Source organism: Nitratireductor pacificus pht-3B (genome assembly GCF_000300335.1).
Classification (GTDB): domain Bacteria; phylum Pseudomonadota; class Alphaproteobacteria; order Rhizobiales; family Rhizobiaceae; genus Nitratireductor; species Nitratireductor pacificus.
Genome location: NZ_AMRM01000020.1, coordinates 63,778 through 86,841 on the forward strand (window position 1 = coordinate 63,778; position 23,064 = coordinate 86,841).

Here is a 23,064-nt window from a genome sequence, read left to right on the forward strand (position 1 = left end):
TAACACCAGCGATTATTTGTCTGGCCTGCTGCCGGTTTCGTGGACACCGAGATAAGGTGTTTTTGACGAAACCGGAGTTTGTGAATGAGAGAAGGAAGTTCAGCCGCGAGTTCAAGCTTGAGGCGGTGAGGTTGGTCAAGGAGCGGGGCGTTTCGGTCGCCCAGGCCTCCCGCGATCTTGATCTCCATGAGAATGTGCTGCGCAAATGGATCAGGGACCTGGCCACTGACCCGCAGCATGCGTTTCCCGGTCACGGGCAGATGAAGCCGGAGCAGTTTGAGATCGAGCGGCTGCGCAAGGAGGTCGCGAAGCTCAAGGCGGAGCGCGACATCCTAAAAAAGGCCGCAGCCTACTTTGCAAAGGACGCGATATGAGGTTCGCCTTCATTGCAAAGCACCGCTCGATCTGGCCGGTGGCATGGCTCTGCGAAGCGCTGGATGTGTCGCGGTCGGGCTTTCATGCCTGGCTCACCCGGACTCCCAGTGCACGGTCGCGGCACGACGAGGTGCTCGTCGGCGCGATCGACCGCAGCTTCAAGAGCAGCGATCGCACCTATGGCGCACGCCGCATCTGGCACGATGTCCTCGCCGACGGCTTCGCCTGCGGTCTGCACCGCGTCGAGCGGCTGATGCGGGAGAACGGTCTGCGGGCGCGACCACGCCGGCGTGGGCTGCCGAAGGACACGGGCGAGCGTGCAGCGGTATCGCAGAACCTTCTCGATCGTGCCTTCGAGGCATCGGCTCCGAACCGGAAGTGGGTGGCCGACTTCACCTACCACTGGACCGCGGAGGGATGGCTTTATGTCGCCGCCGTCATCGACCTGTTCTCGCGCCGCGTCGTCGGCTGGGCGATGAAGGCCGAGATGACGGCGCAACTCGTTACCGACGCCCTCATCATGGCGATCTGGTACAGGGGCAGACCCGACAGCCTCATGCATCATTCGGATCAGGGGAGCCAATATACGAGCGAGCAGCTCCAGCGCCTGATGGCCGACCACGGCATCACCTGCTCGATGAGCCGATCGGGCAATGTCTGGGACAATGCGGCGATGGAGAGCTTCTTCTCCTCGCTCAAGACCGAGCGCACAGCCCGCAAGGTCTACAGGACGAGGGACGACGCCAGGGCGGATGTGTTCGATTACATCGAGCGCTTCTACAATCCGAGACGACGGCACACGACACTGGGCTATCTGAGCCCCGTGGAGTTCGAGGAACGAGCTATGTTAGCTTAACCTCGTGTCCGAAAAACCGGCAGCAGGCCAGTTCGCAATTCTTGCCGCATAATTGACCTCCAATCAGGCCTCATTGGGCTTCCATTCAGCCTTTGCAGCAAAACCCTTCCCGCTCCAACGCTAATTGGCGCTTTGGTCGAACAGGCGAATGGCGTCGAGCATCACCTGCGCGCCCCTGGCCAGCGCCTCCTTGTCGGCCCATTCCTCCGGACAATGGCTGCGCCCCTTCAGGCAGGGAATGAAGATCATTCCGGCCGGCCCGACCTTGGCCATATAGGCCGCGTCGTGCCCCGCACCGCTCGGCATGTGGATGTGCGACAGGCCGTTGGCGCGCGCCGCCTCGGCAAACGCCTCCTGAACCTCTTCGCTGCAGGCCACCGGCGTGCCGGTGCTCACCTTCGTCAAGTCGATATCCAGCTGCGCCTCGGCACATGTGCAGCGTGCGAAGTCGATGAACGCCTCGGCAAAGCGCTCGATCTCGGCACTGCGGTTGGATCGGATTTCAATGGAGAAATCGACGCGGCCCGGCACAACGTTGGAACCGTTCGGCGTCACGTCGAGCTTGCCGATAGTCGCCACCAGATAGGCGCCGCCGGTGTCCTGCGCGCACGCCAGCCTTTCCGCCTCGGCAATCAGCCTGGCCGCACCGACGAGCGCATCGCGCCGACGATTCATCGGCGTGGTTCCGGCGTGCGCCGCCTCGCCGACAATGGTCAGATGGTAACGGGCGATGCCAACGATGTCGGTAACAACGCCGATGTCGACGCCATCCTCCTCAAGTACCACGCCCTGCTCGATGTGCAGTTCAAAAAAGCCAGCCACATCGCCGGCGGCGCGCAATGGAGCTGTCAGGTGTGCCGGATCACCACCCATGGCGGCAATCCCTTCGGCGGTGGTGGTGCCGTCGGGCGCGACAAAGCCAAGCTGCTCCGGGGTCAGCACGCCGGCAAGCGCGCGGCTGCCGATGCACGACAGCCCATACTGATTTGGTTCCTCCGCCAGGAAGTCGACGACCTCGAGTGGATGGCGAAACAGCTCGCCGCTTTCCGAGAGGGTCTCGGCGACTTCTAGCGCAACCAGCACGCCGGCAATGCCGTCGAAACGCCCGCCGCGCGGCACGGTGTCCGTGTGCGAGCCGCAGACGATCGGCGCGCGTTCGTCCTCCGCACCGGCCAATCGTCCGATCAGGTTCGCTCCCGCATCCGTGCTCACGGCGAGGCCGATTGCCTCCATCTCGCCCGTCAGCCATCGACGGCCCTGTTTGTGCAGATCGCTGAAGGCGACGCGGGTCCAGGGCCGGTCGGGTTCGGTGATCTCCGCCAGCGCCTCGATGCGCCGCCACAGGCGGTCGGCGTTGATCGACAGGCGATGCTCGCCGTCCGCAGTCTTGCTTATCGTCATGCCCCCGCCCTCATGCCCGGCCGAACGGCTTGACGAAACCGCCAAACCCTTGATCGACGACAACCTGCTTGCCGTCCCACACCTTCTGTCCGCGCAGATAGGTGGCCTTCACCTGCGGCAGGGACATGCCGTCGTAGAGGCTCCAATCGGAGACGGTCTGGCTGTTCTCAACGCTCCAGCGCGCCTCGCTGGGGTCGATGATGCTGAAATCCGCATCGGCACCCGGCGTCAGCGCGCCCTTGCGCGGCGCAAGCCGGAAGTGCGTGGCAGGGTTGGCCGCAAGAACGCGGGCGGCCATCGACAGGTCGATCCCGCGCGCCAGGCATTGCTTGATCAGGACCGGCACCATGACTTCGATGCTCGGTCCGCCGGAGGCGTTCTTCAGCATGTCCGGATCGTTCTTGCGATCGAGCGACCAGGCGACGTGATCGGTCGATACCAGGTCGATATTGCCAACCGCAAGGTGCCGCCAAAGAGCCTCGCGCTCGCGCGACGGGCGGATAGGCGGGTTGATCTTGCCGAGACCACCGACACGGGCGACGTCCTCGTCCTCGCTGAAAACCAGATAGTGGATGCAGACCTCGACGCTGGCAGCAAAACCCTGGCGGCGGTAGCTTTCGCAGATCTCGATGCCGCGTCCCATGGAACAATGCACCACATGGGCGCGGCAGCCCGTATAGGCGCCGATCTCGTAGATCTCGGCCATGGCCAGCGCCTCGGCGAAATCCGTATGGCTCTTGCCATGCGCCGTATAGTCGGTGAGGCCCGCAGCCTTTACCTGAGCCAGGTCATGCGCCACGGTCTCATGATTTTCATTGTGCACGCCGGCGGCAAGCCCGGAAGGGGCAATGGCGGCGAAGGCGTCGCGCATCAGCCAAGGCGGGATGCGCGGAAAACGGACCGGATCCGTGCCGAAGGTTGAGAATTTGAAGCCGCAGACACCGGCCTCGATCTGCTCGGCGATCTTGCCGACGCCGTCATTGGGATGCACCGTGCCGTAGAGCGCGACATCGACATGAGCCTCGCGCTCCACATCGCCGGCCTTGGAACGAACGGCATCGGCGCTGCACACCAGCAGGCCTTCGTCATAGGGCATCTCGACCATGGTCGTGACGCCGCCGGCGGCTGCCGCCCGCGTACAATTGGCCAGGCCCTCGCTGCCCTTTTGCGAGCGCGAATGCACCTGCGCATCAACCGCGCCGGGAAAGACATAGGCGCCGTCGGCATTCAGGCGCTCCCGCGCGATACCGGGATCCTCGGCAGTGATCGAGACGACCCGCCCGTCCAGAATGCTCAGGTAATGCCCCGGCAAGACCGCGCGCGGCGTCACCACATTTGCGCGCAGAACCAGATCAAACATTTCGCCACCTTTCATTTGATTGTTGCCAGCGCGGGCTGGCCATCCCTTCAACGGGTCAGAATTTCGCTGACGGCGCGCGACGCGCCCGCCTGCACGGGATCGATCACAGCGATGCCGAGCGCGTCCTGAAGCGCCCGGCGGTGCCTGGCCATGCCGGCGCAGCCCAGAACGACGGCACCTGCGCCATATTCGTCGCGAAGCGTCTTGGCGCGCGCCAGAATGCGCGGATAGACGGCAGCATCGCCGACCGCCTCGGCCACGCTAATCTCCAGCGGCAGTTCGCCGGCCAGGCGGTCGCCGACGCCAAGCCGGCGGTAGATCGGTTTGTGCCGCGCAACGGAGGCCCGCGACAGGGCCAGAACGCCGAACTGATCGGACTGCGTCAACGCCGCGTAGATCGCGCACTCGCCAATGCCGAACACCGGCTTGCCTGCCACCTCCCGGCAGGCATTCAACCCCGGATCGAGAAAGCAGCCAATGACGAAGGCGTCGTATCGCGGCCCCTCCTGACGCAGGAGCTCAGCCAGCATCGGCGCCACGGTCACCGCGTCGGTCTCGCTTTCGATGCCGAAGGGCGCGCCCTCTAGCGTCCGCGCTTCGATGCCGACAGGTGCGCCGGCAAGCGGGGCAAGCGCTTCGGCCATGGCTGCCGTGACGGCGGCATTGGCGTTCGGATTGACAACCAGGATCTTAGGTTTCCGGTTAGGCATCTTGCGTGACGCTCCCTCGGGCTTCGTTGCGGGCGGCGACATAGTTGCCGATGATGATGGCGAGGCTCACGACGGAGGCGGCGACAATCAGTTCCACCTTGTCGAAGACGAGACATATACCGCACAGGAGCAGGATTCCGCGCAGCAACCGGCTCATCGGACGGAACGCGAAGCCGGTAAAGCCAATCGCCAGCGACGTGATCGACAGGATGCCGCTGAACAGCGCCAGTGAGAAACTCACCGCGTCGAAATCGATCAGCAGCAGCGTCGGGCTGTAGACGAACATGAAGGGCACGAGCAGCTTCGCAATCGACAGGCGGAACCCGATGAACGCCGTCTTCATCGGATCGGCCTGCGCAAGGGCCGCCCCCGCGAATGCAGCCAGCGCGAAGGGTGGCGTTAGATCCGACAGCAGACCAAAATAGAACACGGCGAAATGCGTCGCAAGCAGCGGCACGCCGAACTCGAATAGGGCGGGCGCGACGATGGCGGACAGGATGATGTAGAGCGGCACCGTGGGAATGCCGCAGCCCATCAGGATGCAAGCGACCGCCGTCAAGACCAGCGCGAAGAAGAGGACAGTGCCCCGGTCGTCGATCAGGTCGAACGGATCGATCATGCTGAGCAGGTCGGCGCCTGCCTGCGCCGCAGAAAGTACCGCCGCCGACAGTTTGAAACCGATGCCGGTCAGGGTAACCGTGCCGAGGATGAAGCCGACGCAGGCGCAGGTGGCCGTAATGACCAGCGTGAAACGGGCGCCCTGCTCGAACGCATCCACGATACGCCTCGGGGTCAGCACCGTGCCGCCGTCGCCCGTCACCAGCCTCGGCATGCCGGCGTAGCGCGCGGCCAGCGGGATGTAGGAGACCAGCACCACGAGGATGATGCCCCAGAACGCGGCGAGGAACGGCGTAAAGCGCATCAGGAGAAGCGCCACCATGACGATAGGCGGTAGCGCCAGATGCCAGTACTGGCGCGCCACGCTCAGCGCGCTCGGAATCTCCTCGTCCGGCAGCGACCCGAGTCCGAGACGCTTGGCTTCGAAATGCACGGACAGCAGAACGGAAAGATAGTGGAAGGCGGCCGGCAGGATGGCGATGAGGATCAGTTCGACATAGGGAATGCCGAGCGATTCCGCCATGACGAAGGCAGCAGCGCCCATGATCGGCGGGGTGATTTGACCGCCAGCGCTGGCGGAGGCTTCAACGGCGCCTGCAAAGGGCGGGCGGAAGCCGGCCCGCTTCATCAGCGGGATCGTCAGCGATCCGGTCGTCACCGTGTTGGCGACAGTCGAGCCCGAGATCATGCCGAACATCGAGGAAGCGACGACCGACACCTTGGCAGGCCCTCCGGAGAACCGCCCGGCGATGGCCGTCGACAGGCCGATGAAGAGCTGGCCGAGACCGGATATCTGCGCGACGACGCCGAACAGGATGAAGTGGAACACGAAGGTGGCGACAACGCCGGTGGCGATGCCGTAAATGCCCTCCGTGCCGAGATAGAGATGATTGATGATGCGCGGCATCGAGAAGCCGCGATGGGCGATGTCAGCCGGCAGCCACTGTCCGGCGACCGCATAGAACAGGCAGAACATGCCGATGGCCGGCAGGGCCGAACCGATGGTTCGCCGCGTCGCCTCCGCCACGAGGATCATCGCCAGCGCGCCCATCAGATAGTCCTGCGCGATCGGCTGACCGACGCGGGCGATGAAGATGTCCTTGAAGAAGACGATCAGATACAGGGAGAAGCTCGCCGCCAGAGCCATCATCAGATAGTCGGCGATGCCGACCTCATTGCCCTTTTCGGCGGCGACCCTGTTTCCCGTCAGATTGGGCAGGGCGAGAACGACGATGAGGCCGATGGCGACCCAGAAGGCCAGCGACAGCGGTGCGGTCGGCTCCAGCCGGAGCGCAGACCAGGCCTGCCAGCTGATCCACAGATAGCAGCCGGTGAAGAACAGTGTTGTGATCGTCGACTTGACTGTCCACCGGCTGTCCGCCCGCGTGAACAAGAGGAAGATCAACGCCATGGATACGGCCAGATGAACGGAGCGGTGGATCACTTCCGTCAGCACACCGAAGCCGGCGGTGTAGAAATGATAAGCCGACAGGCCGAAGGCCAGCAGCGTCACCAGCCGCGCCGTCATGCCGGCGACGACGCGGAAATCCGTTTCCGGATCGACAATGCCATGATCGGGCCCATGACCGAGCGCATGACCGGGATCTTCAACACCCGCGGGGGATTCCTGCTGCATCTTGACGCCGTCGCGGCTCATGGCTGGGATATCTCCTTGTTACAAACGGCAGGCTGCATATCGCGGCAACCGCCCTTCCAGCCGCGCTATCGTGGGCAGAACCGAACAGGCCGCAGGGCAATCGGTCCATCGCCGAAGCGCTGCCCCAGATCAACCGGTTCCAGCGCTATCAGCCTGTTGTTTTGCGCCGCCTGGACGCGAACCACCAGATTGGCAATGGGGCGCTCCAGGGCTAGTTGCAGATGACCGTCGATCCTTTCGAGGCGCTGAGTCGGATCGTCGGTGGTGCTCTCCATCCCGTATCCCGGATCGGTGTAGACTTCCGCGTCCTGGACAATCGCGCCGGCGACAATGCGGTATCGGCTTTCGACAGGCGTGCGAAACACGGAGTGCGTGTAGGTCAACGCGAAGCGCGGGCGATCAGCCTCGAGCGGGACACGCATCAACGGCGCGCCGGATCGCGGCCTCACCATGTCGAGCCACCAGCCGCAATCGGCGGCGCGCTCCCCGGAAGGCTGCCCCGCAGTGGCCTCGATACAGGCCCAGACGAGGGCCGCCATGGCGCTCAGAAGAATGCCATGGCGGCGTCGCTGAATCGTGATCACTCGACCGCCAGACCCTTTTCCTCAAAATAGCGCTTGGCACCTGGGTGCAGAGGAATGGAGATCGATTCCAGAGCCGTTTCCAGCGCGACGTTCTTGCCCTGGACATGCACCTTGGACAGGGTCTCGCTGTTTTCGTAGATCGCCTTGGCCACCTCATAGACCACATCGTCGGCAATCGCGTCGTGGGTGATGAGCAAGGCGCGCAATGCAAGCGTCTTTACTGCCTCATCCTGCCCGTCATAGGTGCCGGCCGGTACGACCGTCGTGGCATAGTAGGGCTGAGATTCGCGAACCTTGGCAATTTCCTCGTCGGTTAGCGCCAGAAGACGCACCTTGTGGCTGCTGGCCAGATCCTGGATCGACACGGTGGGTAGGCCGCCAATCGCGAAGAACGCGTCAATATTGCCGTCGCGCAGTTTGTCGACCGCCTGGCTGAAGCTCGAAAAATCCTCGCTGACATCGGCGCGCGTCATGTCGAAAGCGCCCAGAACGTCACCGAAAAGCTGGTACATGCCGGAGCCGGCCGGGCCGGACGATACCGTCTTGCCTTTGAGATCTTCAAACCCCTTGATGTCGGAATCGGCGCGCACGACGATCTGCACCGTTTCGGGGAACAGCGCGCCGATGGCCCGTAGATTGGCGACCGCGCCATCGTCGAACTGGGCCGTGCCGCGATACGCCTGATCGGCGATGTCGGCGCCCATCATGCCGGCTTCGATCGAGCCCTCCTGCAACAGTCTGGCGTTGGCGACCGAGGCATTGCCGGTCTCGGCCGTGGCGATGACCCGCGCGCCGCCGACTTCAGCATTGTTGGAAATGACCTGCGCGATCATGCCGCCCAGGGGATAGTAGACACCGCCGGTCGAGCCGGTGGCGATGCCGAAGAAAATGCGGTCTGCCGCCGCTGCCGGCGCGCTAAGCCCCGCCACCAGACACAGTCCGGTCAGCGCGACGGCTGCCCTGGATACCCAGCTCTTGCGATACATTGTCGTCCTCCAGTTTTTGCGGCATTCGTTCTTGCCGGCTTTGTTGCATAGGGGGCAGGTCGCCATTTCTTGTCGATGGCTGACGCGTCCATGCCACGAGACCCCAACAGGGTTGGCCTATGGGCGAAGTATCGCAATCGGCCACCAATAATGTCTAATAAATTAACCCACCAACTCAATAACTTCTGATTATTTAATCTGTGCCGCAACAGGCCCTCGCAACGGCCATTTACTCGGCGATCAGCCGCTTCAGCGGATAGTGTTTGCGGCACATGCACAGGCAGTGCTGTGCAACGAGGGATTCCAATCCCTGCACGGTCTTGCGGTTGTCCTCAGTCTGCTCGCGCAGCCAGGCGACCGCTTCCTCCGCCTTGCGCCGCAAGCCGTCATAATCGAAGCTGGTAAAGCGGCGGTTCTCCAGCACGAGCCGGCCATTGACCATGACCGTCTTGACCGAGGTGGAATCCTCGGCGTGAACCAGCAGATTGACCGGATTGTTGAACGGAATGAGATTGATGTTGTTCATGTCGAGGAACACAATGTCGGCGCGCGCGCCGGGCGCAAGACGGCCGATCTCCACCGGGAAATCGACCAGGCCGGCGCCCTTTACCGTCGCCATCTCCAGCGCCTCGGACGCCGATATCCAGCGGTTGACGTCGAGATCGACGATGCGCGAGACGTTTGCCGCAAGGCGGACTGCTTCGAACATGTTCTGATTGTCCGATGAGTTCGACCCGTCCGAACCGACACCGACGCGCACGCCCGCATCGAGCAGTTTGCGGACGGGTGCGACGCCCGATCCCAAACGCAGATTGCTGCCGGGATTATGGGCCACCGAGCAGCCCCGGTCGGCAAGGCGGGCGATGTCGTCATCGTCCAGCCAGATGCCGTGTGCCGCGGTGAAGTTGGCCGCGAGCAGGCCAAGATCGTCCATATGGGCTGTGAGGGATTTTCCATAACGCTCGATCGCCGAGACGGCCTGGGTCTTGGATTCGGCCAGATGGGTGTGCAAGCCGACGCCGTGCTCGCGGGCCAGATCCCGGCAGCGCACCAGAAACGCATCGCTGCAATGCAGCGGGATCGTCGGCGCAAGCGCTGGCTTGACCTCATCCATCGGATGCCGCCAAGTCTCGAGAAGGGTCCGGCACGCCTTCGCACTTTCCTCGAACGGCGCCAGCCGGAACTTGCCGGCCTCCTTCTGCCATGGCTCCGGCAGGCTGTCCCACAGGCCGGGGATCGCATCGTACATGCTGAGATCGGCCAACATCGGCGCAATCACCGTACGCACCCCCACATCGCGGTAGGCCCGGGCGACGGCGTCCATGCCCTCGGGCGTCGGCGTGGGAAACTCGAAATACAGATCATAGGCCGCCGTGCAGCCCTTCATGATCATCTCCGCCGCATTCAGGGCGGCGGCAAGATATTTGTGCTCGAGCGTGCGCATGCCGGAAATCCACGGGCCGGCATTCAGCAGCAAATCGAGCGACCAGCGATCGCCCATCCCCCGTCCGAGGCTGCCGTGCCCATGGGTATGGGCATTGACCATGCCGGGCATGAGCAGGCAATCTGACGCATCGACGATCCGCGCGTCGATGCCCTCGGCGGCTTCCGGCAGCATGATCTCGACGATCGCGCCATTCTCGATCAGGATATCCCGGTGGGGCGCATCCTGCTTGGCGATGTCGAGAACGCGGCCGCCGCGAATACAGATTTTATCGGTCACAACTGATCCTCACTGATGATTTCCGTGTCGCCTGCCGCCGCTCCAACGAAGAACCTGTCTTTCCGCATTTATATCGGCTCAGGCGAAACCACCTGGCTGCAAAATGCCTCAAACCGGTCACGGTCCCTTCGTCACGCCCTTCTGCTCGGTGATACGGCCGTAGAATTCCGGCCGTCGGTGCGCGGCGAAATTGAAGATGTGCGACTTGTAGTATTTGCAGCGGTCGAGATCGCAATCGGCGACGATCAATTCGTCCCCCTCGGTTTCGGCAGCCGCGACGATCTCGCCCGTCGGCGCGACGATGACACTGCCGCCCATCAGCCGGTGACCGTCCTCGACGCCCGCCTTGGCGACCCCCACCACCCAGGTGGAGTTCTGGTAGGCGCCGGCCTGCATCGTCAGGTGATTGTGGAACATGCGCAGTGTCTCCGTTTCCCCGGACAGGGAATCACTCACCGGCGTGTTGTAGCCGATCATGATCAACTCGACATTCTGCAGTCCCATCACACGGTAGGTCTCGACCCAACGGCGGTCGTTGCAGATGGCCATGCCGACCGTGCCGCCGAACGCTTCCCATACCTGGAAACCCGTATTGCCGACCTCGAAATAGCGCTTCTCCAGGTGCTGGTGGCTGCGTTGCGGCTCATATTCCGCATGGCCGGGCAAATGGATCTTGCGGTACTTGCCGACAAGCGTTCCGGCGCGATCGATGAGGATCGAGGTGTTGAATCGGCGCAGACGCCCCTCTTCCTCGACCAGTTCAGCATAACCCAGGCAAAAGCCAATGCCGAGCCTTTTGGCCTCGTCGAAAAGAAGCTGCGTTTCGGGGCCGGGCATCGCCCTGTCGAAGTATTGGTCCATACCATCCCGCTCCAGCGCATACCAGCGTGGGAAAAAGGTACTCAACGCCAGTTCAGGGAACACCACCAGTTCACAGCCACGCTCGCTCGCCTGGCGCAATAGCGCTACCAGCCGAGCCACAATCACGGCCTTTCCATCAGCCTTCGCTATCGGCCCCATCTGGGCGCCCCCGACCTTGATGAGCCGCGTCATGCATGTTCCTCGCAGAAGTGATTTCTGCTTACCCTAGTCAGTAAAATCAATTATGTCGTATCAATAGATCGCCTATCTCTATAATGACTTATTATAGATTGGCGCCTGACAGGAACACAACGCAGGAGTCCCCGATGAAATTGCGCCAGTTGGAAGCTTTTCGCGCCGTGGTGCGCAACGGAACAACCGCCGCCGCCGCGCACGAACTCGGCGTGTCCCAGCCCAATGTCAGCAATCTCGTACGCCACATGGAAGACCAAATCGGTTTCGAGCTGTTTTCGCGGCGCAGCGGCCGTCTGGTGCCAACGGCAGAGGCGGAACGCATCTACCAGGACATCGAGCCCGTCTTCTCCATGCTCAAGGGCGTCGAGCAGCGCATCAAGGACTTGCGCGATTCAAGCGCCGGTTCGCTGCGTATCGTTGCCACGCCCAGCATGGCTTCGTCGATCGTCGGGCACTCGTTGAAGCGGTTTCTCGACAAGTGGCCACGCATCAAGGTGACACTCGACATCCGCCGCATGGAAAACCTGATTGAGCAAATTCAGACCCGTCAGTCGGAGATCGGCGTGGCACTGTCTTTCGAGGAGCACCCGTCGATCCACACCGAGGCGATCCACGAAGGAACATTCGTCGCGGTTCTGGCCAAAACGCATCCGCTGGCCAGCGAGCCAGTCATCACGCCTCGCCTCCTGCAGGGGCACCGCGTCATCTCGCTGGAACGGGGAACGCCGCTCGGCTCAAAGATCGCGCGGGCCTTCAAAGCCTCGCAGGAACACTACGACTGGTCGCTCGAAACGCGCTACGGCTACACGGCCTGCTCGATGGCCGGAATGGGGATCGGCGTAGCGCTGGTCGACGAGTATATCGCGCGGGCCACCGAATTCGCTCATCTCAAATGCCGCCCCTTCAAGCCCGCCGTTCCCGTCGTCGCCTACATGGTCTATTCGCGCGAAACGCCGCTCAGCCGGATCGCCCAGAACTATTCGCGGATTGTCAGGGACGTCATTGCCGAAAGAGCCGTCGCCTTCGGAGCCAGCAGCTAGAACTTCAGTCGCGGAAACAACCGCCGATCCCGCAGCCCCTCATCCGGCCTCTGCCATGGCGTCGCGACTGACACAGGCAATCGGCGTCGGCAGGTCGATGAAAACATCGTTCTCCAGTTCGTCGTGCCGCCACATCTGAATGGCGAACCTGGCTGGACCGCCGCGCGCGCGCATCGGCGCATGCCAGACGCCCGCCGCATAGTGAACGCCGGTATCGGCGTCGCCAGTGAAAGCCCGCAGCCCGGAGAGATCAGGCCCGCCATCCGCAACCTGCGGCGCCACCACCACGAGATAGGCGGTACACAACAGCGGAATGAAGGTCTGCGAGGAAAACGGGTGGCGTTCGAGGCAGGTGATCTGTGCCGCGTTGGCCGCCACTGCCAATTGCGTTGTCGTCAGGCGCGGCATGTCGAGCAGCGGGTGCAGCCGCTGATGGGTAACGAGCGGCCCGCTGGAGCCTGGAGCGGACAGCGAGAATGCCGTCCCGAATGGCTGGAAAGCCTCCGCAGTGAGTTTCGCGACCGGCAAGTGGATGGGAGTGTTCATGGCTGGATCGTTCTTCATGAAATGCATGTCGCCGGGCACGTCGCACCCAGCGATTGGACTGCTAAAAACTAACTGGTCGCCGATGGATGATGTTCTTGCCAATGGCGGGCAATGTCGATGCGGCTGGCGACCCAGACGTCGCGATGCGACTGCACATAGTCGAGGAAGCGCGCCAGACCGGCGGCCTTGCCGGGCCGGCCGGCAACACGCGCATGCAGGCCTATGGACAGCATACGCGGCGTGCTCGCCCCCTCCGCCAGGAGAAAGTCGAAACTGTCCTTCAGGTAGGTGAAGAACTCCTCGCCCGTGCCCAAACCGCCGCCGGGCGCCAGCTTGGTGTCGTTGGTGTCCATGCTGTAGGGCAGAACGAGATGCGGGTGGCCATCGACCGTGGTCCAGTAGGGAAGCTCGTCATTGTAGCTGTCGCTGTCATAGACAAAGCCGCCATGCTCGACGAGCAGCGCTCGCGTATGCGCGCTTGGACCATAGCGGCAGTACCAGCCGAGCGGGCGCTCGCCGGTCAGGCGCTCGATCAGGCGAACGGCTTCGGCGATGTGCTGCCGCTCCTCCTCGCGCGTCAGGCGAAAATGCTCTTCCCAGCGCAGACCGTGACAGCACAAATCGAAGCCATGCCGGCGTATCGCCGCAACCACATCGCGATTGCGCTCGAGCGCCACCGCGCAGGCAAAGATCGTCAGCGGAAGCCGGCGTTCGGCGAACAGGCGAAAGAGGCGCCAGACGCCGACGCGACTGCCGAATTCATACATGCTTTCGAATGCCATATCGCGTTCGCCGCCGGGTACACGTCCGCCAGCGGCATCGGCCAGCCCAACCTCGTTGCGCTTATGTCCGTCATACGCCGAGTATTCGGCGCCCTCTTCGTAGTTGAGGACAAACTGGACCGCCAATCGTGCCCCTTTCGGCCATCTGGGGTCCGGCCAATCTTCACCGTAGCCGACAAAATCTCTTCTTGGGTTCATCACATCTGGTTCTTCAACTGGGTGGGGAATCATTCCCAAGAAACAGGTGGATTGGCAAAATGTCTAATTACTTGCACGCCTGATCGTATAACAGAAAGCTTTCGACCATCGCCGGTCTTCGGCAAACGCGCTCCCAAAAATGCTCATTAGAAATAGCTTGTTGATTGCCGCATCAAAATGATCTCCCTATAGCTGAGTGGCAATTGCATCTTTGTCGGCAGAGGTGGACCCACCTGGTGAGACAATTTGGCAGCTTGGCTAAAGTGGATCGGGTTCGATTCTACGCCGCCAGTCGCTCGGTCATTTTCGATGTAGCATAGACTTCGTCGGGTGCCCTGCTGGCGAAGGTCGAGTGGGGGCGTCGACGGTTATAATAGTCGATCCACAAACCGACGCCGCTGCGCGCTTCTCTAACCGTTTCGAAGGCATCGAGAAACACGCACTCGTATTTGAGGCTGCGCCACAACCGTTCAATGAAGACATTGTCCATCCAGCGGCGACGCAATCTGGCGCGAACCATATCAGGGCATCCCCATGAAGGCCTCGTCGATGATGCGCATCGGTTCGAGGTCCTCCGGGCTCTCGCCTGCGGGCTGCCGGCAAAACGAGGCCCGCGAGATCGAGACCAGTTCGCACTGGCAGCGGATTGAGAGCCATTGGTGATCGGGATCAGTCATCATTCTCCTCCGACTCATGCTCAGTGATCAAAGGCCTTGGCCAAAAACATCCCGCTCGACGACGAGCGGGCCGATCTTGGCGTGCAGCTTCGCCACCTCGGCTTCCCGGCCGACCTGCGTATCAGCAGCCTTGTCATCAAACGCCTTGGCCAGGTTTTCGATGGCCCGCCGCTTCCATTGCGTGATCTGGTTCGGGTGAAGCCGGTGTTTCGTCGCCAGCTCCGAAATTGTCGGATCGCCTCCAGCGCGTCCTTGGCCTTGAACTCGGCCGAGAACCGTCTGCGTGTCCTCAAACTGAATCGTCCTTTTCATCGGTCGATCCACCTCATGCCCCTGTCTCAAGAACCCGCACCACCTCTCTTGATGCTGTGCCCTCGCCAGAGATGCTCAGTACGGACACGGCGACCGGCTTGTAACCTCCACCTCGCCGCATGCGCCCATCCCGCGCAGCGGGTTCGTTCTTCGGCCCAAACCGGCCAGGCGGACAGCACGTTTATGCCGCCAAAAGCCGGGAAAACAATCGGAGGCTATAGCGTATTTCCGGTAGGTGTGTGGATCGACGGTAGCGGTCCTACGATTCGAACCCTGATTGCACTAGCGAACGAGACCACTTCTATGTCTGGCTGTGGCACGCAAGTGACACGCAGTCTCTGCCAACATATTGATTTTTCTAGCGAGCGTCTGCGACGCTTTGCTACTTTTTGTCCTTGTTTCTCTTCTTTTTCGCTGGCGTTGACATCGTAGGGGTCACAGGTTCAATCCCTGTCACGCCCACCATCCGGTTCCCAAGACAGCATTCTTCTGCAGCGGTCCCTTCGGGCCTGTTCCGCCGAATCGCCGCAGCTACCAGGCCCTTGTCGTCACGCTTCAGCGCCCGACCGTGCGGAACCGGTCCTCCAGATAGGACACGAGCCGCACTAGGGGCCACAGCACAATCAGGTACATCACTGCGGCCGCAATCAGCGGAGTCGGATTGGCGGTCAGGGCCTGCGCGTCCGTCGCCTGCTTGAGCAGATCCGGCATCGCCACGACGGAGGCGAGCGAGGTGTCCTTGGCAATGGCCACCGAATTACTGGTATGCGGCGGAATGGCGACACGGAAGGCCTGTGGCAGGATGATTTTGTAGATCACCGCCCAGAACGGCATACCGAGCGCCTTCGCCGCCTCCGCCTGCCCCGCGGGGATCGACTGGATGCCGGCGCGAAACACCTCCGCGGTGAAAGCAGAGAAGACGAGCCCGAGCGCGAGCGTCGCCGAGGTGAAGGCGTTCAGCCGGATGCCGACGAAGGGCAGCGCATAGTAGATCAGCACGAGCACCACGAGGATCGGCAGGGCGCGGAACATGTCCACATGCAGCACCGCAAGCATACGCACCGGGCGCGGCCCGTAGAGGCGGGCGAGGCAGATCAGGACGCCCGCCAGCCCGCCGAGAATGATGGTCGTCAGTGCCAGCAGGATCGTGTTGCCGACGCCCCTCAGCAGCATCGGGAAGATGCGGACGAACACATCCGCGTTCAGGAACGTCTCGACAAAACCCGGCATCGTGCTGTCACCCTCCAATGGTTGCCGCCCATGCGGATCGGCCAAAAAATCTCTTGAAAAAGTCGGTGGAGATGCCCCGGCACTCCCCTTGATCTTCGGGCAGTCCTTCGCAGCCCACCTGTCCGCGCCTAAGGGACCCCCTTCTTCACGGAACCGCTTCGTGCGCCGACCACGGAACGATAGACCATCAGCGTCAGCTGCACATGGGCGCGCATCAGCTCTTCCGCCAATCGGGTGTCGCGGGCCAGTGTCGCCTCCATCAACTGCGTGTGGTGCTCGAGCGCCAGTGCCTGTGAAAGCAGTTTTCGGCTCTCGTGGTCGTATCCTTCCTGCGGTGTCGGCTTTCCCAGTCCGGGATTGAAAAGAAGCGCCTGATGGTGGCGCCGCAGCTGCTCGCTCACCTGGCGCTGAAACGATTTCAACCAGGAGGACGGCGCCGCAGCCACGAGCGCCTGGTGAAAGCCGTCATGTGCCTCCATCCAGTCCGGCACGTCGGCCGCCGCTTCCTGCAGGCTGTGGGCGGCGCGCGACAGCCGGTGATGCGCCGCGACGATTCCTCCCTCCCAGGCGAGGTCTCCATGGGCGATCGCCGCAGTCAGGAGAGCCGTCTCGACCACCGTGCGGGCCTGTTCCAGATCCTCGAGTTCCTCGAGCGAGACCGGGGCGACCCGATAGCCGCGATTGGGCTTGAGCACGGCGAGGCCCGCCGCCTCAAGCCGCGAGAGCGCCTCGCGCAGCGGCGTGTAGCCGACGCCATAGCGCGCCGACAGCGCCATCAGCCGCAGGGGCGCGTCGGGCGCCAGCCGGCCGCTGAGGATGTCGCGCTTCAGCGCCGCGAAGGCGCTTTCGGGTTTCGACGACGCCTGTTCCGGCGTTGTGCTCGCTAAAGATTTCATATAACCCATATTATTATATATAATTATCCGGTCCAACCGGATTTTTTGATCACACCCGCCGAAAGAGAGGAACCCCGCATGCCGGATGCGACGACAGTGCTGGAAAAGGACCGTCAGGACCCGCTGAAGGCGTTTCGTGAGCGGTTCGTCCTGCCCGACGGCGTGATCTATCTCGACGGCAACAGTCTCGGCGTGCTTCCCGCCGGAATGAGCAGGCGCATCGCTGAAGTCGTCGAGCGGGAATGGGGCGAGCGGCTGGTGCGCGGCTGGAACGATGCGGGCTGGATCGACCTGCCAGCACGCGTCGCCGGCAAGATCGCCCGCCTGGTCGGCGCCGGCGACGGCACGGTGGCCGTCGGCGATTCCACGTCGGTCAATGTGTTCAAGACCCTCAGCGCCGCGCTGGCACTGCGGCCGGACCGGCGTGTCATCCTCTCCGACAGCAACAATTTTCCGACCGATCTCTACATCGCCGACGGCCTGGCGCGCCTCATCGGACAGGGCTACGAGCTGCGCACGGCGATGGCGGCGGACATGGATGACGCGATCGACGCATCGGTCGCCGCAGTTCTCCTGACCGAGGTGGATTACCGGACCGGCTGGCGCTACGACATGGCACAGACGACGCGCCGCATCCACGCGGCGGGCGCTTTGGCCATCTGGGATCTGTGCCACAGCGCCGGCGCCTTCCCGGTGCATCTCGAAGAGGCCGACGCGGACTTCGCCATCGGCTGCGGCTACAAATATCTGAACGGCGGACCGGGCGCGCCGGCCTTCCTCTATGTCGCACCCCGCCATCTCGAGGGGATCCGGCCTGCACTGTCGGGGTGGATGGGGCATCAGGCGCCCTTCGCCTTCACGGCGGACTATGCGCCGGCCGAAGGCATCGCCCGCATGACCGTCGGCACGCCGCCGGTCCTCTCCATGTCGGCACTGGATGCCGCGCTCGACGCCTTCGACGGCGTCGACATGGAACTGGTCCGCGCAAAATCCCAGGATTTGTGCGACCTCTTCATCGCCGAGGTCGAGGCGCACTGCCCCGAACTGGAACTCGTGACGCCCAGGGAGCGGTCACAGCGCGGCAGCCAGGTCTCCTTCCGCCATCCGGAAGGCTACGCCATCATGCAGGCGCTGATCGCCGAGGGCGTCATCGGCGACTTCCGTGCGCCCGACATCCTGCGCTTCGGCATGACGCCGCTCTACCTCAGCCATGGTGATGTCGCACGCGCGGCGGAGATCCTCGGGCGCATCATGGGCGAGAAGCGGTGGGACCGTCCGGAATTCCGCACCCGCGCCAAGGTGACGTGATCCTGCCCCGGACGGCTGAAGCACCCGTTTCGGACCCATAGTGGCCCGACCGAAACAGATCCTCCCCCTCTGTTCGACGCGTCATCCCACAAGTCATTGATCTGGTGGGGCGATTTGCCATGAAAAATTGGAGCAGCCTGTCGTGGTCGCACCACGAGCCTTACGATAATTTAATACTAGAGAAGATGAAAACGGCCGCCGAAGCTGTCATAAAGGCAATGGCCCAGCATGGCCGGCCCGCCGGTTCATGAATGCCGCCCAACGCCAACGATCAAGTAGCCGGAGCGTGCATGTCTTTTTGGAAACAGGCGGTTTTCAGTCTTATCGTCCTGATCGCCGCCGGCCTCGCCTGGTTCTGGTATTTTCCCGGCGCCGAGGATGTCCTGGCGCGCGCCGGCCTGCTCGATGCGCGGACGAGCACCGCGCAGGAGAATCCGGCGCGCGGTGCCGCGGGCGGTCAGCGGCAGGGACGCCGCGGCAATGATGCCGGTGGTCTCGTCGTGACGACGCCGATCGCCTTCGCCACCATCAACGACCGCCTGAACGCCATCGGCACCGGTCGCGCCCTGCGTTCCGTGGTGGTCAACCCGCGGACCTCCGGCACGCTGCGCGAGGTGCTGACGGCTTCCGGCGCCACCGTCAGGGCGGGCGACCTGATCGCCCGTCTCGATTCGGACGCCGAGGAGATCGCCCTCGACCGGGCCGGCGTGGCACTCGAGGACGCCAGGACCAAGCTCGAGCGCGTCATGGCGCTGCGCTCGACCAACACGGTCACCGTCGCGCAGCAGAACGAGGCCGAGTTGGCGCTGCGCAACGCCGAACTGGTCAGGCGCGAGGCCGAGCTGGCGCTGGAGCGCCGCTCGATCATCGCGCCGATCGACGGCACGGTCGGCATCCTGCCCATTTCGGCCGGCAGCTACGTGACCAGCAGCAGCGAGATCGCCACCATCGACGACCGCTCGCGCATCCTGGTCGATTTCTGGATCCCCGAGCGCTATGCGAGCCTGATCGACATCGGCTCACCGCTGACGGCGACCTCCGTGGCGCGTGCCGCCTCCGTGCACGAAGGTGCGATCAGCGCGGTCGACAACCGCATCGATCCCGAGAGCCGCACCCTGCGCGTCGAAGGGCAGATCGAGAACCCCGACGACCGGCTGCGCGCCGGCATGGCCTTCAGCATATCGATGCGCTTTCCCGGCGAGACCTATCCGGCAATCGACCCGCTCGCGATCCAGTGGAGCGCCGACGGCCCCTATGTCTGGGTCGTCGAGAACGACCTTGCCCGCCAGAAGTCCGTGCGCATCATCCAGCGCAATGCCGACAGCGTGCTCGTCGACGCGGACTTCACGGAAGGCGCCGCGGTGGTGACCCAGGGCGTCCACAATGTGCGCGAGGGCGCGCCGGTGACGGCCGCGGGCGAGCCCGGCACATCCACCGACGCGCAGACCGTCAGGGCGGAAGGGGCGGCGTCGTGAAGGACAGGATCCACGACGCTCAGACAGGCCTGACGGCGCTTTTCGTCCGCCGCCCCGTTCTCGCCTTCGTCTTCAACACGCTGATCGCCGTTGCCGGCCTTGCCGCCCTGTTCGGCGTCGAGGTGCGCGAGCTGCCCGACGTCGACCGCCCGGTCATCACCGTCTCGACCGACTTTTCCGGCGCTGCCGCCGAAACCATGGACCGCGAGGTGACCGCCATCGTCGAGGGCGCGGTCGCCCGTGTCTCCGGCGTTGCTGCTATTTCGTCGCGTTCCTCCTTCGGCCGCAGCCGCGTGACGATCGAGTTCGCCGACAGCGTCGATCTCGACACCGCGGCCTCGGACCTGCGCGATGCGGTCAGCCGCATCCAGAACAGCCTGCCGGACGACGCCGACGCGCCGCGCATCGTCAAGGCCGACGGCGACGCCCAGGCGGTGATGCGCCTTGCGCTCACCTCGGAAGACATGTCGATCCAGGACATGACCGTGCTGGTGGAGGAGGAGATCGTCGATGCCTTCGCCGCCGTTCCGGGGGTCGCCGACGTCCAGGTCTATGGTGACCGGGCGAAGATCTTCCGCATCGACATCGACCAGACCAAGCTGGCGAGCCTCGGCCTCACCGTCGCCGACGTCTCGCGGGCGCTGGCCTCCATCGCCTTCGACACGCCGGCCGGATCGCTGACCAACAGCACGCAGGACCTGACGGTGCGCGCCACCGCGGCGATAACGACGCCGGAGGAATTCGAGGCGCTCTATCTGAAGGATCATGTCCGACTCGGCGACGTGGCCACAGTGACGCTCGGCCCCGATGTCGGCGAAAGCCAGTTGCGCTCCAACGGCCGGACCGGCATCGGTCTCGGCATCGTCCGTCAGGCACAGTCGAACACGCTCGACATCTCGGCCGGGGTGCGCAAGGCGGTCGAGGAGGTGCGCCGGACGCTGCCGGCCGGCATGACGATCGAGGTGACCAGCGACGACGCCACCTTCATCAACGGCGCCATCCACGAGGTCGAGATCGCGCTCGGCATCTCGGTCACGGTGGTGCTGCTCGTCATCTTCCTGTTCCTGCGCGATTTCCGCGCCACGCTGATCCCCGGTCTTGCCATCCCGGTCGCGCTGATCGGCACGCTTGCCGCGATCTACCTGACCGGCTTCTCGATCAACATACTGACGCTCCTGGCACTGGTCCTGGCGACCGGCCTTGTCGTCGACGACGCCATCGTCGTGCTGGAGAACATCGTCCGACGCCGCAACGAGGGCATGGGCGCGCGCGCCGCCGCCGTGCTCGGCACACAGGAGGTCTTCTTCGCCGTCATCGCCACCACCGCGACGCTGATCGCGGTCTTCGTGCCGATCTCTTTCCTGCCCGGGCAGGCCGGCGGCCTGTTCCGCGAGTTCGGCTTCGTGCTGGCGATCTCGGTTTTCCTGTCGTCGCTGGTCGCCCTGTCGCTGTGCCCGATGCTGGCCTCGCGCATGCTCGCCGCCCATCCGGAGAACGAGGAACGCGAAGCGACCGGCCTGGTCGCCGGGGCCGGTCGCACCCTGTCGGGCCTCTACCGCCGCACCCTGCATGCCTGCCTCGACGCTCCCTTCGTCGTCATCCTGGTTTCGATGCTGTTCGCCGGCGCCGCCTATGGCCTGTTCGGCACCATCAAGTCCGAGGTCACGCCCACCGAGGACCGCTCGGTGGCCTTCATGCGCGTCTCGGCACCGCAGGGCGTCAGCCTCGACTATTTCGCCGAACAGATGCGCCGCATCGAGGCGCTGATCGAACCGATGCGCGAGAGCGGCGAAGTCTTGAGCACCTTCTCCATCGCGGGTCAGGGTTCGGGCAACAGCGGCTTCCTCGTCCTGATGCTCGCCCCCTGGGACGAACGCACGCGCAGCCAGCAGGAAATCGTCGCCGAACTCTCGCAGCGGACGAGTTCCGTGCCGGGCGTGCGCGCTTTCGTCTTCCAGCCGAACAGCCTCGGCATTCGCGGCTCGGGCAGCGGCCTGCAGTTCGCCGTGGCCGGCAACAACTACGCCACGCTCAACAGCGTCGCCGCGGGCATCGTCGCCGAGATGGAGCAGGATCCGCGCTTCCGCCAGCCGCGCCTCTCCAATGACACGACCCAGCCGCAGCTTGCCATCGCCATCGACCGCGAACGCGCCTTCGACATGGGCATCGAGATCGAGGGCCTGGGCAACACCATCCAGGCGATGCTCGACGGGCGCAAGATCGGCTCGGTCTTCATCGACGACCGCAGCGTCGACGTAAAACTCTTGTCGAGCACCAATCCCGTCAACGACCCGACCGATCTGGAGAACATCTTCGTCAAGGCGGGCGACGGGCGTTTCGTTCCCCTTGCGACCATCGCGACGCTGAGGGAGCAGGCCGTCCCGCCCTCCCTGTCGCGCGAAGGACAATTGCGTGCCGTCAGCGTCAGCGCGGCGCTAGCGCCCGGTGTGGCGCTCAGCGACGCCTATGCGCGCGCGCAGGAGATCGCCGCCCCGCTGCTCCAGCCCGGAACGCGCATCATCCCGCTTGCGGAAACCGCGACGCTCGGCGAGACGGCCGGCTCGATGCGGACAATCTTCGGCTTCGCGCTCGTCATCATTCTCCTGGTGCTCGCCGCGCAGTTCGAGAGCTTCGTCAGCGCCCTGATCATCATGGCAACCGTACCGCTCGGCCTTGCCTGCGCCGTCTTCGCCATGGTCGCCACGGGAACGAGCCTCAACGTCTACAGCCAGATCGGCCTCGTGCTCATGGTCGGCATCATGGCGAAGAACGGGATCCTCATCGTCGAGTTCGCCAACCAGCTGCGCGATCGGGGCCTCGGCGTGCGCGAGGCGATCGAACAGGCTTCCCTGATCCGGCTGCGCCCCGTGGCGATGACCATGATCTGCACCATCGTCGGCGGGGTGCCGCTCGTCCTGGCAAGCGGCGCCGGAGCGGAAGCCCGCATCGCGCTCGGCTGGGTCATCGTCGGCGGCCTGGGCCTTGCAGCCCTGTCGACCCTGTTCCTGACCCCCGTCGCCTATCTGCTGCTCGGCCGCTTCATGACGCCGAAGGCGGAGGAAGAAGCGCGTCTCGAGCGGGAGCTGGACCACGCCGCCGGCCTCGACGCCAAGTCCCGATAGCCATTTCCGTCGATGACGCTCTCACCGAAGCGCCGGGTGGGTGACAAGCCGGACGCAAGTCTGTATCTGTGCCCGTCGCGCAAAGAGGCGGGCGAGGCACGGCCTCTCGTTGCCAAGCCGCCTGGATCGTCGTGTGTCCGTTGGGATGCACA

17 protein-coding genes and 1 pseudogene are annotated in these 23,064 nt (G+C 63.8%); 5 read left to right on the top strand and 13 right to left on the bottom strand.

Features of this window, described 5'->3' with window-relative positions; genetic code table 11:
- Positions 1-80: 80 nt before the first annotated feature.
- Positions 81-1,231 (top strand): IS3 family transposase gene (locus NA2_RS16750; protein ID WP_086005977.1). Its coding sequence is split into 2 segments (ribosomal slippage): positions 81-342 and positions 342-1,231, totalling 1,152 coding nucleotides; the frame shifts between segments, so codons are not numbered across the junction.
- Positions 1,232-1,351: 120 nt separating this feature from the next.
- Here the strand turns inward: NA2_RS16750 and NA2_RS16755 are convergent.
- The 8 genes from NA2_RS16755 to NA2_RS16790 all read right to left on the bottom strand — a co-directional run bounded on the left by NA2_RS16755 (position 1,352) and on the right by NA2_RS16790 (position 11,323).
- Positions 1,352-2,632, bottom strand: a complete 1,281-nt coding sequence (locus NA2_RS16755; protein WP_008598226.1) for a Zn-dependent hydrolase — start codon at positions 2,630-2,632, stop codon at positions 1,352-1,354.
- A 10-nt stretch (positions 2,633-2,642) separates the two neighbouring features.
- Complete coding sequence (locus NA2_RS16760) at positions 2,643-3,992, bottom strand: dihydroorotase (protein ID WP_008598227.1); 1,350 nt, start codon at positions 3,990-3,992, stop codon at positions 2,643-2,645.
- 47 nt (positions 3,993-4,039) lie between these two features.
- The gene (locus tag NA2_RS16765) at positions 4,040-4,702 is read right to left on the bottom strand and encodes an aspartate/glutamate racemase family protein (RefSeq protein WP_008598228.1); all 663 of its coding nucleotides are present in this window, start codon (positions 4,700-4,702) and stop codon (positions 4,040-4,042) included.
- Entirely contained in the window at positions 4,695-6,977 is a 2,283-nt protein-coding gene (locus NA2_RS16770; protein WP_008598229.1) for a TRAP transporter permease, read from the bottom strand. The genes NA2_RS16765 and NA2_RS16770 overlap by 8 nt, the downstream gene beginning before the upstream one ends.
- Positions 6,978-7,042: 65 nt before the next feature.
- Positions 7,043-7,561 carry a DUF1850 domain-containing protein gene (locus tag NA2_RS16775; protein ID WP_008598230.1) on the bottom strand — a complete coding sequence of 173 codons (519 nt, stop codon included), beginning with the start codon at positions 7,559-7,561 and terminating at the stop codon, positions 7,043-7,045.
- Positions 7,558-8,613, bottom strand: a complete 1,056-nt coding sequence (locus NA2_RS16780) for a TAXI family TRAP transporter solute-binding subunit (protein ID WP_244423665.1) — start codon at positions 8,611-8,613, stop codon at positions 7,558-7,560. Before NA2_RS16780 ends, NA2_RS16775 begins: the two co-directional genes overlap by 4 nt.
- 163 nt (positions 8,614-8,776) lie before the next feature.
- Complete coding sequence (locus NA2_RS16785) at positions 8,777-10,270, bottom strand: amidohydrolase family protein (protein WP_008598232.1); 1,494 nt, start codon at positions 10,268-10,270, stop codon at positions 8,777-8,779.
- A gap of 117 nt (positions 10,271-10,387) precedes the next feature.
- A complete protein-coding gene (locus tag NA2_RS16790) occupies positions 10,388-11,323 on the bottom strand; it encodes an N-carbamoyl-D-amino-acid hydrolase (RefSeq protein WP_040678260.1) in 936 nt (311 codons plus the stop codon).
- Between the two features lie 98 nt (positions 11,324-11,421).
- Here NA2_RS16790 and NA2_RS16795 point away from each other — a divergent pair, with 98 nt between their 5' ends.
- Positions 11,422-12,366 carry a LysR family transcriptional regulator gene (locus tag NA2_RS16795; protein WP_244423666.1) on the top strand — a complete coding sequence of 315 codons (945 nt, stop codon included), beginning with the start codon at positions 11,422-11,424 and terminating at the stop codon, positions 12,364-12,366.
- A 39-nt stretch (positions 12,367-12,405) separates the two neighbouring features.
- Here NA2_RS16795 and NA2_RS16800 read toward each other — a convergent pair whose 3' ends face one another.
- From NA2_RS16800 to NA2_RS16825, 5 genes and pseudogenes are all read right to left on the bottom strand, one after another.
- The gene (locus NA2_RS16800; RefSeq protein ID WP_008598235.1) at positions 12,406-12,951 is read right to left on the bottom strand and encodes an ureidoglycolate lyase; all 546 of its coding nucleotides are present in this window, start codon (positions 12,949-12,951) and stop codon (positions 12,406-12,408) included.
- A gap of 29 nt (positions 12,952-12,980) precedes the next feature.
- Positions 12,981-13,820, bottom strand: coding sequence for a polysaccharide deacetylase family protein (locus tag NA2_RS16805; protein ID WP_008598236.1), 840 nt, complete (start codon positions 13,818-13,820; stop codon positions 12,981-12,983).
- Positions 13,821-14,172: 352 nt separating this feature from the next.
- Positions 14,173-14,862 (bottom strand): annotated as a pseudogene (locus NA2_RS22335) (integrase core domain-containing protein).
- A 574-nt stretch (positions 14,863-15,436) separates the two neighbouring features.
- Complete coding sequence (locus NA2_RS16820; RefSeq protein WP_008598240.1) at positions 15,437-16,111, bottom strand: amino acid ABC transporter permease; 675 nt, start codon at positions 16,109-16,111, stop codon at positions 15,437-15,439.
- A gap of 128 nt (positions 16,112-16,239) precedes the next feature.
- A complete protein-coding gene (locus NA2_RS16825; RefSeq protein ID WP_040678269.1) occupies positions 16,240-17,007 on the bottom strand; it encodes a GntR family transcriptional regulator in 768 nt (255 codons plus the stop codon).
- A 78-nt stretch (positions 17,008-17,085) separates the two neighbouring features.
- Between NA2_RS16825 and kynU the strand changes: the two genes are divergently transcribed.
- From kynU to NA2_RS16840, 3 genes are all read left to right on the top strand, one after another.
- On the top strand, positions 17,086-18,315 hold the full coding sequence (gene kynU / locus NA2_RS16830) for a kynureninase (protein ID WP_008598242.1): 1,230 nt from the start codon (positions 17,086-17,088) through the stop codon (positions 18,313-18,315).
- Positions 18,316-18,605: 290 nt separating this feature from the next.
- The gene (locus NA2_RS16835; RefSeq protein ID WP_008598243.1) at positions 18,606-19,790 is read left to right on the top strand and encodes an efflux RND transporter periplasmic adaptor subunit; all 1,185 of its coding nucleotides are present in this window, start codon (positions 18,606-18,608) and stop codon (positions 19,788-19,790) included.
- Complete coding sequence (locus NA2_RS16840; protein WP_008598244.1) at positions 19,787-22,912, top strand: efflux RND transporter permease subunit; 3,126 nt, start codon at positions 19,787-19,789, stop codon at positions 22,910-22,912. Before NA2_RS16835 ends, NA2_RS16840 begins: the two co-directional genes overlap by 4 nt.
- The last annotated feature ends 152 nt before the right edge of the window (positions 22,913-23,064 follow it).

Bases quoted from the DNA above. Each gene is read 5' to 3' on its own strand.
- NA2_RS16820 (WP_008598240.1), bottom strand. From the start codon at position 16,111: ATGCCGGGTTTTGTCGAGACGTTCCTGAACGCGGATGTGTTCGTCCGC.
- NA2_RS16760 (WP_008598227.1), bottom strand. From the start codon at position 3,992: ATGTTTGATCTGGTTCTGCGCGCAAATGTGGTGACGCCGCGCGCGGTC.
- NA2_RS16765 (WP_008598228.1), bottom strand. From the start codon at position 4,702: ATGCCTAACCGGAAACCTAAGATCCTGGTTGTCAATCCGAACGCCAAT.
- NA2_RS16770 (WP_008598229.1), bottom strand. From the start codon at position 6,977: ATGAGCCGCGACGGCGTCAAGATGCAGCAGGAATCCCCCGCGGGTGTT.
- NA2_RS16835 (WP_008598243.1), top strand. From the start codon at position 18,606: ATGTCTTTTTGGAAACAGGCGGTTTTCAGTCTTATCGTCCTGATCGCC.
- NA2_RS16755 (WP_008598226.1), bottom strand. From the start codon at position 2,632: ATGACGATAAGCAAGACTGCGGACGGCGAGCATCGCCTGTCGATCAAC.
- NA2_RS16790 (WP_040678260.1), bottom strand. From the start codon at position 11,323: ATGACGCGGCTCATCAAGGTCGGGGGCGCCCAGATGGGGCCGATAGCG.
- NA2_RS16825 (WP_040678269.1), bottom strand. From the start codon at position 17,007: ATGAAATCTTTAGCGAGCACAACGCCGGAACAGGCGTCGTCGAAACCC.
- kynU (WP_008598242.1), top strand. From the start codon at position 17,086: ATGCCGGATGCGACGACAGTGCTGGAAAAGGACCGTCAGGACCCGCTG.
- NA2_RS16780 (WP_244423665.1), bottom strand. From the start codon at position 8,613: ATGGCGACCTGCCCCCTATGCAACAAAGCCGGCAAGAACGAATGCCGC.